Source organism: Pseudomonas putida, from assembly GCF_002741075.1.
In the GTDB taxonomy this organism is placed as follows: Bacteria; Pseudomonadota; Gammaproteobacteria; order Pseudomonadales; family Pseudomonadaceae; genus Aquipseudomonas; species Aquipseudomonas putida_T.
Genome location: NZ_CP016634.1, coordinates 1,980,751 through 1,994,190 on the forward strand (window position 1 = coordinate 1,980,751; position 13,440 = coordinate 1,994,190).

7 protein-coding genes are annotated in these 13,440 nt (G+C 62.8%); all 7 read right to left on the reverse strand.

The features are described from left to right. Nucleotides 1-121: 121 nt before the first annotated feature. The 7 genes from IEC33019_RS09140 to IEC33019_RS09170 all read right to left on the reverse strand — a co-directional run bounded on the left by IEC33019_RS09140 (nt 122) and on the right by IEC33019_RS09170 (nt 13,128). On the reverse strand, nt 122-1,618 hold the full coding sequence (locus IEC33019_RS09140) for an efflux transporter outer membrane subunit (protein ID WP_070091106.1): 1,497 nt from the start codon (nt 1,616-1,618) through the stop codon (nt 122-124). Beyond that, complete coding sequence (locus tag IEC33019_RS09145) at nt 1,615-4,722, reverse strand: efflux RND transporter permease subunit (RefSeq protein WP_070091107.1); 3,108 nt, start codon at nt 4,720-4,722, stop codon at nt 1,615-1,617. Before IEC33019_RS09145 ends, IEC33019_RS09140 begins: the two co-directional genes overlap by 4 nt. Continuing rightward, nucleotides 4,719-7,817 carry an MdtB/MuxB family multidrug efflux RND transporter permease subunit gene (locus IEC33019_RS09150; protein ID WP_070091108.1) on the reverse strand — a complete coding sequence of 1,033 codons (3,099 nt, stop codon included), beginning with the start codon at nt 7,815-7,817 and terminating at the stop codon, nt 4,719-4,721. Before IEC33019_RS09150 ends, IEC33019_RS09145 begins: the two co-directional genes overlap by 4 nt. Continuing rightward, nucleotides 7,814-9,100: an MdtA/MuxA family multidrug efflux RND transporter periplasmic adaptor subunit gene (locus IEC33019_RS09155; protein ID WP_070091109.1), complete on the reverse strand. Its 1,287-nt coding sequence runs from the start codon at nt 9,098-9,100 to the stop codon at nt 7,814-7,816. The genes IEC33019_RS09150 and IEC33019_RS09155 overlap by 4 nt, the downstream gene beginning before the upstream one ends. Nucleotides 9,101-9,304: 204 nt before the next feature. Further along, the gene (tpx, locus tag IEC33019_RS09160) at nt 9,305-9,805 is read right to left on the reverse strand and encodes a thiol peroxidase (protein WP_070091110.1); all 501 of its coding nucleotides are present in this window, start codon (nt 9,803-9,805) and stop codon (nt 9,305-9,307) included. 172 nt (nt 9,806-9,977) lie between these two features. After that, entirely contained in the window at nt 9,978-11,267 is a 1,290-nt protein-coding gene (locus IEC33019_RS09165; protein WP_070091111.1) for a serine/threonine transporter, read from the reverse strand. A gap of 355 nt (nt 11,268-11,622) precedes the next feature. Continuing rightward, nucleotides 11,623-13,128, reverse strand: a complete 1,506-nt coding sequence (locus tag IEC33019_RS09170) for an MFS transporter (RefSeq protein WP_070091112.1) — start codon at nt 13,126-13,128, stop codon at nt 11,623-11,625. Nucleotides 13,129-13,440: the final 312 nt, after the last annotated feature.

A 13,440-nucleotide genomic window follows, 5' to 3' on the forward strand; every position in this document is an offset into this window, starting at 1 on the left:
AGCGCTCAAGCTTTGAACAGCTTATCCATCAGTCCAACAGGGCAGAACTGCCCGAAACACGAGGTGGCGCCGAGCGGAAAAACGTGCCTGATCGCCGCACACCTGGCCCGACTGCTGGCCGCTATTGAGTTTTATCCGCTTCGGCAAACGCCTGCTGGGCATCCCAGCCGCCGCCCAACGCGGCAATCAGCTGCACGCTGGCCACCAGCCTGCCCTGAAGCAAGGTCAGGACACTGCGCTCGTTGCTCAGCGCCGTAGTCTGGACGTTGACCACATCCAGATAGCCGATCAGCCCGGCGCGGTACTGGTTCTCGGTCAGGCGCAGCGACTCACGGGCCGCCTCCAGGGCTTGCTGGCGCACCACGGCCTCATCCCCATACACCTTGAGCTGCACCAGGTAGTTCTCGACTTCCTTGAAGCCATCGAGCACGGTCTGTCGGTACTGCGCCACGGTCTGGTCGTACACCGCCACGGTGCGATCCACCTCGGCACTGCGTCGACCGGCATCGAACAGCGTCATGGCCAGCGACGGCCCTACCGACCAGTAGCGGTTGGGCAGCTCGATCCAGTTGCTGAAGCTGCTGCTGGAGTAACCACCGCTCATGCTCAGGCTCAGGTCCGGGAAATACGCCGCGCGAGCCACGCCAATGTTGGCGTTGGCGGCCATCACATTGCGCTCGGCCGAAGCAATGTCAGGCCGACGCTCCAGCAATTGCGAAGGTAGCGACACCGGGATCTGTGGCAAGCCCGGGATACGCTTGCTGTCGGCCAGGGCGAAGTCCGCCGGCGCCTTGCCCAACAGCACGGCGATGGCGTTCTCGTACTGGGCGCGCTGCCAGGCCAGGTCGATCAAGTCGGCCTCCGTACTCTTGAGCTGGGTACGCGCCTGCGCCACGGCATCGGGCCCGGCAACGCCTGCGCGGTACTGGTTTTCGTTCATTCGCAGCGAACGTGCGTAGGCAGCCACGGTGGCCTCCAGCAGGCGCTTCTGCTCGTCGATCACCCGCAGTTGCAGGTAGTTCTGCACCAGCTCCGACTGCAGGCTCAGGCGGATCGCCGCCAGGTCTGCAAGGCTGGCCTGGGCACTGGCCTCATTGGCATTGAGCGTCTCGCGCAACTTGCCCCACAGATCGATCTCCCAGCTCACGCCAAGCTGGGCGTTGTAGGTATCGCGGATACCGCTGCTGTTGTTCGACAGGCTCGAACTGCTGCTGCCGGTGCCCTGGGCCGAGCGGGTCTTGCCCACCGAAAGGTCCAGGCTTGGGAACAAGGCGCCACGGCTGCTGCGCACCAAGGCCTGGGCCTGGCGGTACTGGGCCGCGTACTGGGCCACCGTTTGGTTGTTGCGGTTGAGTTCCTCGACCAGCGCGTTGAGCCCCGTGTCGCCGTAGATTTCCCACCAGGCGCCACGGGCGATGGCATCGGACGGGTTGGCCTGGGTCCAGCCCTCGGCCTGCTTGAACTGCGTTGGCGTGGCGAGCGTCGGGCGGTGGTAGTCCGGGCTCAGGGTACAGGCGCTGAGCAGCGCCACGCACAGGCCGGCGCCGACCAGGCGCGAGCCGCGCCCACGGGTCAGCAGCTTCAGGGCGCGGTGGAGTGGGGTCTGGGCAAAGTTCATAGCGGGGTATCCAGTGCGGCGTCGGTGCGCACGCCACGCCAGCGGTTGAACCGGTGGCGCAGGCGGTCGAGGTACAGGTAGACCACAGGCGTGGTGTAGAGGGTCAGGACCTGGCTGAACACCAGACCACCGATAATCGTCAGGCCCAGAGGCTGACGCATCTCGGCGCCCTCGGCGCGACTGAGCAACAGCGGCAGCGCACCAAGGATGGCGGCCAGCGTGGTCATCAGGATCGGGCGCAAGCGCAGCAGGCAGGCACGGCGGATGGACTCCTCCGGGCTAAGGCCATCGTTGCGCTCCAGTTGCAGGGCCAGGTCGATCATCAGGATCGCGTTCTTCTTCACCACCCCGATCAGCAGGAACAAGCCCAGCAATGAGATCAGGCTGAACTCGCCGCCGGTGGCATACAACGCCAGCAAGGCACCGACCCCGGCCGACGGCAGGGTGGAAAGAATGGTCAGCGGATGGATGTAGCTCTCATAGAGAATCCCCAGCACCAGGTAAACCAGCACCAGGGCGCCGAGGATCATCAACGGCTGGCCCTGGGTAGTCTTGGCGAAAGCATCGGCGGTGCCGCCGAGCTTGGCGATCACTTCCTCCGGCAGGCCGAGCTTGGCCACCGTGCGCTCCACGGCGGCCATGGCCTGGTCGGGGCTGTAACCTTCTGCGACATCGAAGGCGATATCCTCGGAGGCGAACTGCCCTTCGTGGCTGACACGGTCATTGGCCAGGCTGTTCTCGTAGCGGGCGAAGCTCGACAGCGGTACCCGCGCACCGTCGGCGGTGATCACCTGGACCTGCTCCAGGGTGCTGGGGTCCCAAGCATACCTGGGGTTGATCTCAAGCACTACCTGGTACTGGTTGAGGCTGTCGTAGATCGTCGAGATCTGCCGTTGACTGTAGGCGTTGTTGAGCACCGTGGTGACCATGTCCATGTCGATGCCCAAGCGCTTGGCCTGGTCGCGATCCACCACCAGGGTCACCTGCTGGGTACCCGCACCGTCCCTGGCATCGATCGCAGTCAGCTCAGGCAGCGCGCGCAAAGCTGCGACCACCTTGGGGAACCACTCACGCAAGGCACCCAGGTCACCACTTTGCAGGGTGTAGAGGTATTGGGAGGTGGACTGGTCGCGCCCGCCTCCGCCCAGTTGCAGGTCCTGGTCGGCCATCAGGAACAGCCGCCCACCGGGCACCTTGGGCATTTCCTTGCGCAGGCGCTCGATCACCTGCTGGGCCGACAGCTTGCGCTCGCCGATGGGCTTGAGGCGCACCAGCACGAAGGCGTTGTTGGTGCCGCTGTTGCCGCCGATGAAACCTGCCACGCTCTCCACCGCCGGGTCGGCCAGCAAAGCGCGGCGGTAGGTCTCCATCTTAGGCTGCATTACGCTGAACGACAGGCCGTCGTCGCCACGGATGAAGCCTTGCAACTGCCCGGTATCCTGCTGGGGCATGAGGGTCTTGGGTACCACCACGTACAGGGCGATATTGACGCCGATGGTCACCAGCAGGCTGATCAGCGTGAGACGCTTGTGACGCAGCGCCCAGCCCAGGCTGCGGTCGTAGGCCGCGACCATGCGCTGATGCACCTGGTCGCTCCAGCGTTGCAGGCGGTTCTGCTCCTGGGCATGGGGCTTGAGCCAGCGTGAGCAGAGCATGGGCGTGAGGGTCAGCGACACCAGCAACGACACCAGGATCGCCGCAGCCAGGGTAATGGAGAACTCCTGGAACAGGCCACGCACGATGCCGCCCATGAACAGGATCGAGACGAACACCGCCACCAGCGAGACGTTCATCGACAGCAGGGTGAAGCCCACCTCCTTGGCGCCCAAGAAGGCTGCGCGCATGGGCGGTTGGCCGTCCTCGATGTGCCGGGAGATGTTCTCCAGCACCACGATGGCATCGTCCACCACCAGCCCGGTGGCGAGGATCAACGCCATCAACGACAGGTTGTTCAACGAGAACCCACACAGGTACATGACCGCGAAGGTCCCCACCAGCGAGACCGGCACGGCCAGACTGGGGATCAGCGAAGCACGCACGTTGCCCAGGAACAGGTACACCACCAGGATGACCAGCACCACCGCGATCAGCAGGGTGTGCTCGGCCTCCTTCAGCGTGGCCTTGATCACCGGAGAGCGGTCCATGGCCACGTTCAGCTTGACGCTGGCCGGCAGCAGCGATTGCAAGGCCGGCAACTGGGCCTTGATCTCGTCGACGGTCTGGATGATGTTGGCGCCGGTCTGGCGATTGACCACCAGCAGCACCGCGGCCTGATCATTGAAAAAGCCACTGTTGTAGCGGTTTTCGACGCCATCGGTGACGCTCGCCACATCGGATAGGCGCAAAATCGCGCCGTCCTGCTGACGGATGACCAGCGGCTCGTAGTCTTTGGCGGTCTCCAGTTGGTCATTGGCACGCACCTGCCAGTTGCGCTCGGCATCTTCGACGAAGCCCATGGGCCGACGCTGGTTGGCATTGGCCACCGCGGTGCGGACCTCGTCCAGAGACAGGCCGTATTGGTTGAGCAGTTGGGGCTCCACGGAGATGCGCACCGCCGGCAACGAGCTGCCTCCGATCTGCACTTCCCCTACCCCGCTGACCTGGGCCAGGCTCTGGGCCAGGATGGTGTCGGCCATGTCGTAAAGTTGGCCTTTGGAGAGCACATCCGAGGTCAGCGACAGCACCATGATCGGTGCCTGGGACGGGTTGATCTTCTTGTAGGTGGGCATGCTGCGCATGCCGCTGGGCAGCAGGTTGCGAGTGGCGTTGATCGCCGCCTGGACCTCCCGCGCCGCGCCATCGATGTCGCGGCCCATGTCGAAGCCGATGATCACCCGGGTCGAGCCCTGGCTGGAGCTGCTGGTCAACGTGGTGACCCCGGCGATGCTGCCGAGCTTGCGCTCCAGCGGCGTGGCCACGGTGGCGGCCATCACCTCAGGGCTGGCGCCCGGTAGGTTGGCCTGTACCACGATCACCGGGAAGTCCATTTGCGGCAATGGCGACACTGGCAACAAGCCAAAGCTCACCCCACCCAGGAGCATGATCGCCAGGCTTAGCAACATGGTCGCCACTGGCCGGCGGATGAACGGGCCGGACAGGTTCATGCCTGGGCCTGCTGCGCATCAGTGGCCGGACGCCAGCGGCGCGCCAGGCGGTCGAAGTACAGGTAGATGACCGGCGTGGTGAACAGCGTCAGTACCTGGCTGACCAACAGGCCACCCACCATCACCAGGCCCAGCGGCTGGCGCAGCTCTGCGCCGGAGCCGGTGGCGAGCATCAGCGGCACAGCACCGAACAAGGCCGCCAGGGTAGTCATCAGGATGGGCCGGAAGCGCAGCAGTGCCGCCTGGTAGATGGCATCGCGCGGGGTCATGCCCTGATGACGCTCGGCCTCCAGGGCGAAGTCGATCATCATGATGGCGTTCTTCTTGACGATACCGATCAGCAGGATGATGCCGATGATGGCAATCATCCCCAGGTCGTTGCCGCTCAGGATCAAGGCCAGCAAGGCACCGACCGCCGCCGATGGCAGGGTCGAGAGAATGGTCACGGGGTGGATGTAGCTCTCGTACAGCACGCCTAGCACGATGTACATCGTGACCACGGCGGCAAGAATCAGCAGCAAGGTGCTCGACAGCGACGCCTGGAAGGCCTCGGCGGCACCCTGGAAGCGCGTCTGCACGCCCAGCGGCATGCCTATCTCCTGCTGCACTTGCTCGATGACCTTGACCGCCTCGCCCAGGGAAGCGCCATGGGCCAGGTTGAACGACATCATCACCGCCGGGAACTGGCCGATATGCGAAATCGCCAGTTGCGCCTGGCGCTGCTCGATCCTTGCCAGGGCCGACAAGCGGACCTGCCCGCCGTCGGTGGACTTGACGTGGATCGACTCCAGCGCCTGCGGGCCGATGCTCGAGGCCGTCTGGGACTGCAATACCACGCGGTACTGGCTGGCCTGGGTATAGATGGTGGAGATCTGTCGCTGGCCAAAGGCGTCATACAAGGCGTTGGTGATCTGCGACACGCTGATCCCCAGGCGACTGGCCATGTCGCGGTCGATCACCAGGTACACCTGCAGGCCTTTGTCCTGCAGGTCGCTGGCCACATCCTGCAGTTCGGGGCGCTGCTGCAGGGCCTGAACCAGCTTGCCGCTCCATTCGGCGAGCAGGTCGGCATCAGGCGACGACAGGCTGAACTGGTACTGGGTACGGCTGACCCGGTCTTCGATGCTCAGGTCCTGCACCGGCTGCATGAACAGGCGGATCCCCACCAGCTTGTCGAGCTGCGGCTGCAGGCGGTTGATGACCTCGCTGGCCGTAACGTCCCGCTCGCCATGCGGCTTGAGGTTGATCAGCAGACGGCCGCTGTTGAGCGTGGCGTTATCGCCATCGACGCCAATGTAGGACGACAGGCTCTGCACCGCCGGATCCTTGAGGATCACCTTGCTCAGCGCTTGCTGACGCTCGCTCATGGCGGCGAAGGAGGTGGACTGGGGCGCCTCGGAGATCCCCTGGATCACGCCGGTATCCTGCGCCGGGAAGAACCCCTTGGGCACGATGATGTACAGGAACACCGTCAGCACCAGGCTGGCCACCGCCACCAGCAAGGTCAGTGGCTGATGCTTGAGCACCCACTGCAGACCCCGACCATAGTGCTCGATCAGCCAGTCGATCCAGGCCCCGCTGGCACGGTAGAAGCGCCCCTGCTCTTGCTCTTTGGGTTCGCGCTTGAGCAGCCGCGCGCACATCATCGGGGTCAGGGTCAGGGACACCACCAGGGAAATCAGGATCGCCACCGCCAGGGTGATGGCGAACTCGCGGAACAGCCGACCGACCACGTCGGCCATGAACAACAGCGGGATCAGCACCGCGATCAGCGAGAAGGTCAGCGAGACCAGGGTGAAACCGATCTGACGGGCGCCCTTGAGGGCCGCCTGCATCGGCGTTTCGCCCTCCTCGATATGCCGGGAGATGTTCTCCAACATGACGATGGCATCGTCCACCACGAAGCCCGTGGCAATGGTCAAGGCCATCAGCGTGAGGTTGTTGACCGAGAAACCGGCCAGGTACATCACGCCGAAGGTGCCGATCAGCGACAGCGGCACGGCGATCGACGGAATGATAGTGGCGCTGAATCGGCGCAGGAACACGAACGTCACCATCACCACCAGTGCGATGGCGATCAACAGCTCGTGCTGCACGTCCTTGACCGCCGCACGAATGGTCTGGGTACGATCGGTGAGGACGGTGACATCCAGGCCCGCCGGCAGGTTGTCGGTGATCGAGGGCAGCATCTCTTTGATCAGGTCGACCACTTCGATGACGTTGGCCCCCGGCTGGCGCTGAATGTTCAGCAATACCGCCTGGTTCTCGTTGGCCCAGGCCGCCAGGCGCTCGTTCTCGGCACCGTCGACGATCTCGGCGACATCCTTCAGGCGCAGGGGCGCGCCGTTGTTGTAGGCGAGGATAAGGTTGGCGTACTCGGCGGGCGAGCGCAGTTGGTCGTTGGCGTCGAGCATCGAGACCCGCGTCGGACCATCGAAGTTGCCTTTAGGCTGGTTGACGTTGGAAGCGCCGATCAGGCTGCGCACGTCGTCCAGGTTCAGGCCGTTGGCGGCCAACGCATCGACGTTGACCTTGATGCGCACCGCCTGGCGCTGACCGCCGGCGATGCTGACCATGCCCACCCCGCTGATCTGGGCGATCTTCTGCGCCACCCGGGTATCGACCAGGTCATTGAGCTTGGGCAGCGGCATGGTCTTGGAGGAAATGGCCAGGGTCAGCACCGGGGTATCGGCCGGGTTGACCTTGTTGTACACCGGTGGCGCCGGCAGGTCGCTGGGCAGCAGGTTGGTGGCGGCGTTGATCGCTGCCTGGACCTGTTGCTCGGCGACATCCATGTTCATGTCGAGGTTGAAACGCAGGGTCAGTACCGAAGCGCCGCCGGAGCTGGTCGATGCCATCTGGGTCAGACCTGGCATCTGCCCGAACTGACGCTCCAGGGGCGCGGTGACCGCACTGGTCATGACTTGGGGGCTGGCGCCGGGATACAGGGTCATGACGCGGATCGTTGGGTAATCGACCTGGGGCAAGGCCGCGACCGGCAGCAGCTTGTAGGCGATCAGGCCGGCCAGCACGATGGCCAGCATGCTCAGCGTGGTGGCGACCGGGCGGAGGATGAACAGGCGCGAGAGGTTCATGCGCCCGCCTTGCCCGACTCACCGGCCTGGGCCGAACCCTTGGCGTCTTGACCCTGGAGTTGCTGGCCAGGGGTGGTCGGCACCTGGGAGCTGTCCTCCACCACGTCCACCTTGCTGCCTTCGCGCAGGCGGTCGGTGCCTTCGAGGACCAGACGATCGCCTGCGGCCAGGCCGTCGAGCACCACGCTCTGCTCGCCGTCGGTGGCACCGACCTTGAGCTTGCGGATGTTGACCGTGTTCTGGGCGTTGACCACATAGGCGAAGGTGCCGTCATTGCCGAACTGGATGGCCGCGGCCGGCGCCAACAGCACCTGCTTGAGGGTGTCGGCCAGAAGGCGCACGTTGACGAACTGGTTGGGGAACAGGGCCTGGTCCTTGTTATCGAAGCGGGCCTTGAACTTCAGGGTGCCGGTGGTGGTGTCGATCTGGTTGTCCAGGCTGCCCAGCACACCGGTGGACTGCAGCTTGCTGTCGCTGCGATCCCAGGCTTCAACCGGCAGGCTCGCGCCGCTGCGGTAGCGCTCGAGCACGGTGGACAGCTCGGTTTCCGGCAGAGTGAAAGCCACGCTGATCGGCTCGGTCTGGGTGATCACCACCAGGGCGGTGGTGTCGTTGGCGGCCACCAGGTTGCCCAGGTCGAGCTGGCGCAGGCCGACCCGGCCACTGATGGGCGCGCGGATCTGGGTGAAGTCGAGGTTCAGACGGGCGTCGTTGACCTGCGCCTGGTTGGTCTTGACCAACCCCTGGAATTGCGCGACCTGAGCCTCGGCGGTGTCCAGGGTCTGCTTGGCGATGCTGTCTTCGGCATACAGGCCTTTGTAACGGGCCAGATCGACCTGGGCGTTCTTCAACTGGGCCTGGTTCTGCGCCAAGGTGCCTTCTGCCTGCTGCAAGGCAATGCGATAAGGGCGAGGGTCGATTTCGGCGAGCAGGTCGCCGGCCTTGACCTGCTGGCCTTCCTTGAAGTGGATCTTGACCAGCTCACCGGCCACCCGACTGCGGACGTTGACGGTATTGGTCGCCGTCACTGTGCCCAAGGCCTTGTAGTACAGCGGGAAATCGCCGACATGCACTGGCTCGACGCGCACTGGTACCGGATCGCTGGAGCCACCGAACCCTGGCCGTCCCATGCCCATACCCATGCCTTTGCCGGGCCGCCCGCCTGGCTTCGCCGTGTGGGGCGTGGCTGCAGGCCACAGCCACCAGGCCAGCAGGGCCACCAGCAGCAGGATCAGCAGGCCGACGAGCCAGCGACGAGGGGAACGAGAAACGGAAGATTGCATGGGTTGAACGAACCTTGTTCAGGAAATGACGACTGGGGAGGATGAACGATAAGCACTGACACCGTATTAGCAAAGGACCTTTACCAGGCATTTACCTTAGCCTTACGCAGGCAAGATGCTGAACTTTAAATGAAAACGGCCTGGAGATCGCTCCAGGCCGTTACAGCGTGTGACCGAGGGAGCCGCGTCGCGGCCCCGACACACTTATTTCAGGACAGCCAGCGCCGCCTCGTAGTTCGGCTCATCGGCGATTTCGCCAACCAGCTCGCTGTGCAGGACCTTGTCGTTCTCATCCAGCACCACCACCGCGCGGGCAGCCAGGCCGGCCAGCGGGCCGTCGGCGATGGCCACGCCGTAGTTCTCGAGGAACTCGCGACCACGCAGGGTCGACAGGTTCTTCACGTTCTCCAGGCCTTCGGCACCGCAGAAACGCGCCTGGGCGAACGGCAGGTCAGCCGAGATGCACAGCACCACAGTATTGGCCACGTCGTTGGCCTGGGCATTGAACTTGCGCACGGAGGTGGCGCAGGTCGGGGTGTCGACGCTTGGGAAGATGTTCAGCACCTTGCGCTTGCCGGCGTAGTTCTGCAGCGACGTGTCGGCCAGGCCTTCACCGACCAGAGAGAACGCCGGTGCCTGTGCGCCGACCTGCGGCAGATTGCCTTTGACCTGGACCGGGTTGCCTTTGAGAGTCACTTGAGCCATGACGAAATCCTTATGCGGGGTTTTGAAAAGGACACTGAGTTAAGCATGAAGGCGCGCAAGTGCCTATGGGAAAAGTTAAATTGTTCTATTTCCAGGCATTTATTGTGGACAAAAAAAAGACCCGAATGGCGACAAACTATTCGGGCCTTTCTCTTTATGCAACGTCGTCGGATCAGCCCAGCAGGCTATCGACCACCGAATAAACCACCGAGGACATGGCCACCAGGCCCAGCACCACGACGAAGACGTTGGACATCGCCCCGCTGTACTTGCGCATCGATGGCACGCGGCGAATGGCGTACATCGGCATCAGGAACAGCAGCGCGGCGATGATCGGACCGCCGAGGGACTCGATCATACCCAGGATGCTCGGGTTCAGGGTCGCGACGACCCAGCACACCACCAGCATCAGGGCTGCGACCACGCGATCCATGGTCTTGGCACCCGGGCGCAGTCCGGTCTTGCCGATGATGCCCTTGAGGCCTTCGCTGGCACCGATGTAATGGCCCAGGAACGACTTGGCGATAGCAATGAAGGCGATCAGCGGTGCGGCGAAGGCGATGGCCGGGTTGCTGAAGTGGTTGGCCAGGTACGACAGGATCGACAGGTTCTGCGCCTTCGCCTCGGCGAGCTGAGCGCTGCTGAGGGTCAGCACACAGCTGAACACGAAGAACAGCACCATCGCCACCATCAGCAGGTGCGCGCGGGCCAAGATCTGACCGCTGCGCTCATCGGCATGCTCGCCGTAGCGGCGCTTCTGGTCGACCGCGAAGGCCGAGATGATCGGCGAGTGGTTGAAGGAGAACACCATCACCGGGATCGCCAGCCACATGGTGTGCAGGAAGGCAGAGCCCGATGGCAGTTGGCCGGCGCTGTCGAGGATGCCACCGTTCCAGTGCGGCACCAGGTACAGGGCCAGCAGCGCCAGGGCGACGATGAACGGGTACACCAACAGGCTCATGACCTTGACCGTCGCCTGTTCGCCACAGCGCACGATCAGCAGCAACCCGAAGATCAGCAGGAACGACAGCAACGCCCGCGGTGGCGGGGTCATGTGCAGCTGATGCTCCATGAAGCTGCTGACGGTGTTGGTCAGGGCGACGCTGTAGATGAGCAGGATCGGGAAGATGGCGAAGAAGTACAGCACGGTGATCAGCGCGCCGGCCTTGATGCCGAAGTGCTCCTCGACCACCTCGGTGATGTCACCACTGCGCCCGGAGAGAACGAAACGGGTCAGCCCGCGGTGGGCGTAGTAGGTCATCGGGAAGGCCAGCACGGCCAGGATCAGCAGCGGCCAGAAGCCGCCAAGGCCGGCATTGATCGGCAGGAACAAGGTTCCGGCGCCAATCGCCGTGCCGAACAGGCCCAGCATCCAGGTGGTGTCTTGTCGCGACCAGCTGCCGAGGGTGGCGGGGGTCGATTCTTCGAAGCGTTGTTCAACGCTTGGGGCCTGCTCATTCATTCCGGGTGCAACTCCACTCGCAAGACTGCAACAGGCTGAGAGTGGCGAAACAGAAGGCTTCGCACACCTCAACCGAAAAGAGGGGCGCGATTGTGCGCTGATTGGGTTGCACTTGCATAGCCCCGCCCTACGGACGGTTGCACCCAACAGATAGGAATTTCTCGAAATAGGTATTACCCAGCAAGCCTCACGGTTGCACCCTCTCAAAAAATAATCGCGAAATACGATGTATCGCTACGCGGTGACCAGGCCTCCGATATCGACATACTCGAAGCTCGCGGCGCCAAGACACCCGTAAATACCGCCAAGCTGCGTGTGGCAGCGAACATCGAGGCGATCAAACAGAAGCAGGCCCCTACCTTACTCGCAGCGTCCAACGGGCAATGGCAATGGCCATCACTGCCAGGGCGAATGTCACCCATGACATCAAGCCAATGCCTCCTTCAAATGCGTTCCCGGCGATGCGCATAAGCTCGCTTGCCTGATCGCCTGTCAGCGCTGCTGCCACGCTGTGAGCGCCGGCCAACGTTTCGCTGGCGAGACGCTCTTGTGCCGGAGTAAGAAACGACGGCAAATGTAAAGCTCCGCGATAGTGGGCGGTAACCAAACCGCCTAACACCGCAGTCCCCAGCACCACACCCACTTCATAGGCCGTTTCGCTAATCGCTGAGGCAGCTCCTGCCTTCGCGGGCGGGGCTGCCGACAGAATCACGTCATTGGAAACCGTGGCAATCGCCCCCACGCCAATATTCAATAAGGCAAAGGCGACAACCACGACCGCCAGACTGCTTCCAAGGGTGGCAACCAGTAAAAACGCGGCGCCGGTAAACGCTAGCAGAATGGGCACCAACACAGGCACCGGCACGCGTTGAACAACGGGTACCACCAGCATCCCCACGATAATCGCCAAGACTTGTCCAGGCACCAAGGCCAAGCTGGCATTGAGCGCAGGCATACGCAAAACGATTTGCAAGAACTGCGTGGCGAAAAAGACAAAGCCGATCAAAAAGGCCAAACTCATCAGGTTGATGGCGACAGAGCCGCTGAAGGTTTTGTTGCGAAATAGCGCCAGGTCCATCACGGGAACCGGCAGTCGCAGTTGGCGCCGCACAAACAACCAGCCACTGGCCGCGCCGACGACAAAGGCTGTCATGGCCAGACTGTCCACGCCTTCGCCGGCTACGTGCTTGATGCCATAAACCAACGCCCCCAGGGCAATCATTGATTGCAGGATACTCAAAGGATCGAGCGGGCCGGACGCATCTGGCTCCGACTCGGGCAATAACCATGGCCCGAGGATCAGCAGCGGCATCAGTATCGGCACCGCCAGCAAGAAGATCGCCCCCCAACTGAAAAACTCCAGCAGCACGCCACCAATCAAAGGGCCAAGTGCCGAACCCACCGTCAAGGTGGTTGCCCAGATGGCGACGGCCAGGCGCCGCTCTTCTCTGTCCTCGAAGACCGACCGGATCAATGCCAATGTCGAAGGCATCAGCATGGCGCCAAAGATCCCCATGCAGGCTCGCCCGCCAATCAACTGCGGGGCACTGCTGGAGTAAGCGGTCATGATGGAAGTGATGGCAAAACCCAATGAGCCAACCAGTAGCAGTTTACGATGGCCTATCCGGTCTCCCAGGCTGCCCATGGATACCAGCAAACCGGCCAGAACCAACGAGTAGGCATCGATCATCCATAATTGCTGGCTGGCAGTGGGGTGAAGCGCCTCGGCAATCTTGGGCAACGCGAACCCCAAAACGGTGTTATCCACCGTCACCAGTAATACCGGCAGCATCAATACTGCCAGCCCCAGCCAGCGATTGGGCCGAGGCCCCGACTGCGTTACTTCAGTTGTCAATGACATTTAAAGAGTTCCGTAATCAGGCAGAAAATCACAAACCTGCACAGGCGCTGTGATGCTCACTTAAAGCGATGTCCCATTAGTTTCGGACGCGACGTTTCAGCTCAGCAGAGAAAAAATCTGCTGACAGTCCACGGCCCCGGCATCAAGGCGTTTGCCCAAAGCGTTAGAAATAACTTGCAAGTCACCTTTGAAACACTCGTAGTCTCGACTTCCGACATTGGTCATCAAACGCCCCGCCTCTACTAATTTGCTTTGACGTCATACACCACGCCTGACCCCATCCAATAACAGCAATGGCGAAAATGCAACTTA

What these genes read in the sequence shown, in the direction of transcription:
- tpx (WP_070091110.1), bottom strand. Translation starts at nt 9,805, where the DNA reads ATGGCTCAAGTGACTCTCAAAGGCAACCCGGTCCAGGTCAAAGGCAAT.
- IEC33019_RS09170 (WP_070091112.1), bottom strand. Translation starts at nt 13,128, where the DNA reads ATGTCATTGACAACTGAAGTAACGCAGTCGGGGCCTCGGCCCAATCGC.
- IEC33019_RS09165 (WP_070091111.1), bottom strand. Translation starts at nt 11,267, where the DNA reads ATGAATGAGCAGGCCCCAAGCGTTGAACAACGCTTCGAAGAATCGACC.
- IEC33019_RS09155 (WP_070091109.1), bottom strand. Translation starts at nt 9,100, where the DNA reads ATGCAATCTTCCGTTTCTCGTTCCCCTCGTCGCTGGCTCGTCGGCCTG.
- IEC33019_RS09150 (WP_070091108.1), bottom strand. Translation starts at nt 7,817, where the DNA reads ATGAACCTCTCGCGCCTGTTCATCCTCCGCCCGGTCGCCACCACGCTG.
- IEC33019_RS09140 (WP_070091106.1), bottom strand. Translation starts at nt 1,618, where the DNA reads ATGAACTTTGCCCAGACCCCACTCCACCGCGCCCTGAAGCTGCTGACC.
- IEC33019_RS09145 (WP_070091107.1), bottom strand. Translation starts at nt 4,722, where the DNA reads ATGAACCTGTCCGGCCCGTTCATCCGCCGGCCAGTGGCGACCATGTTG.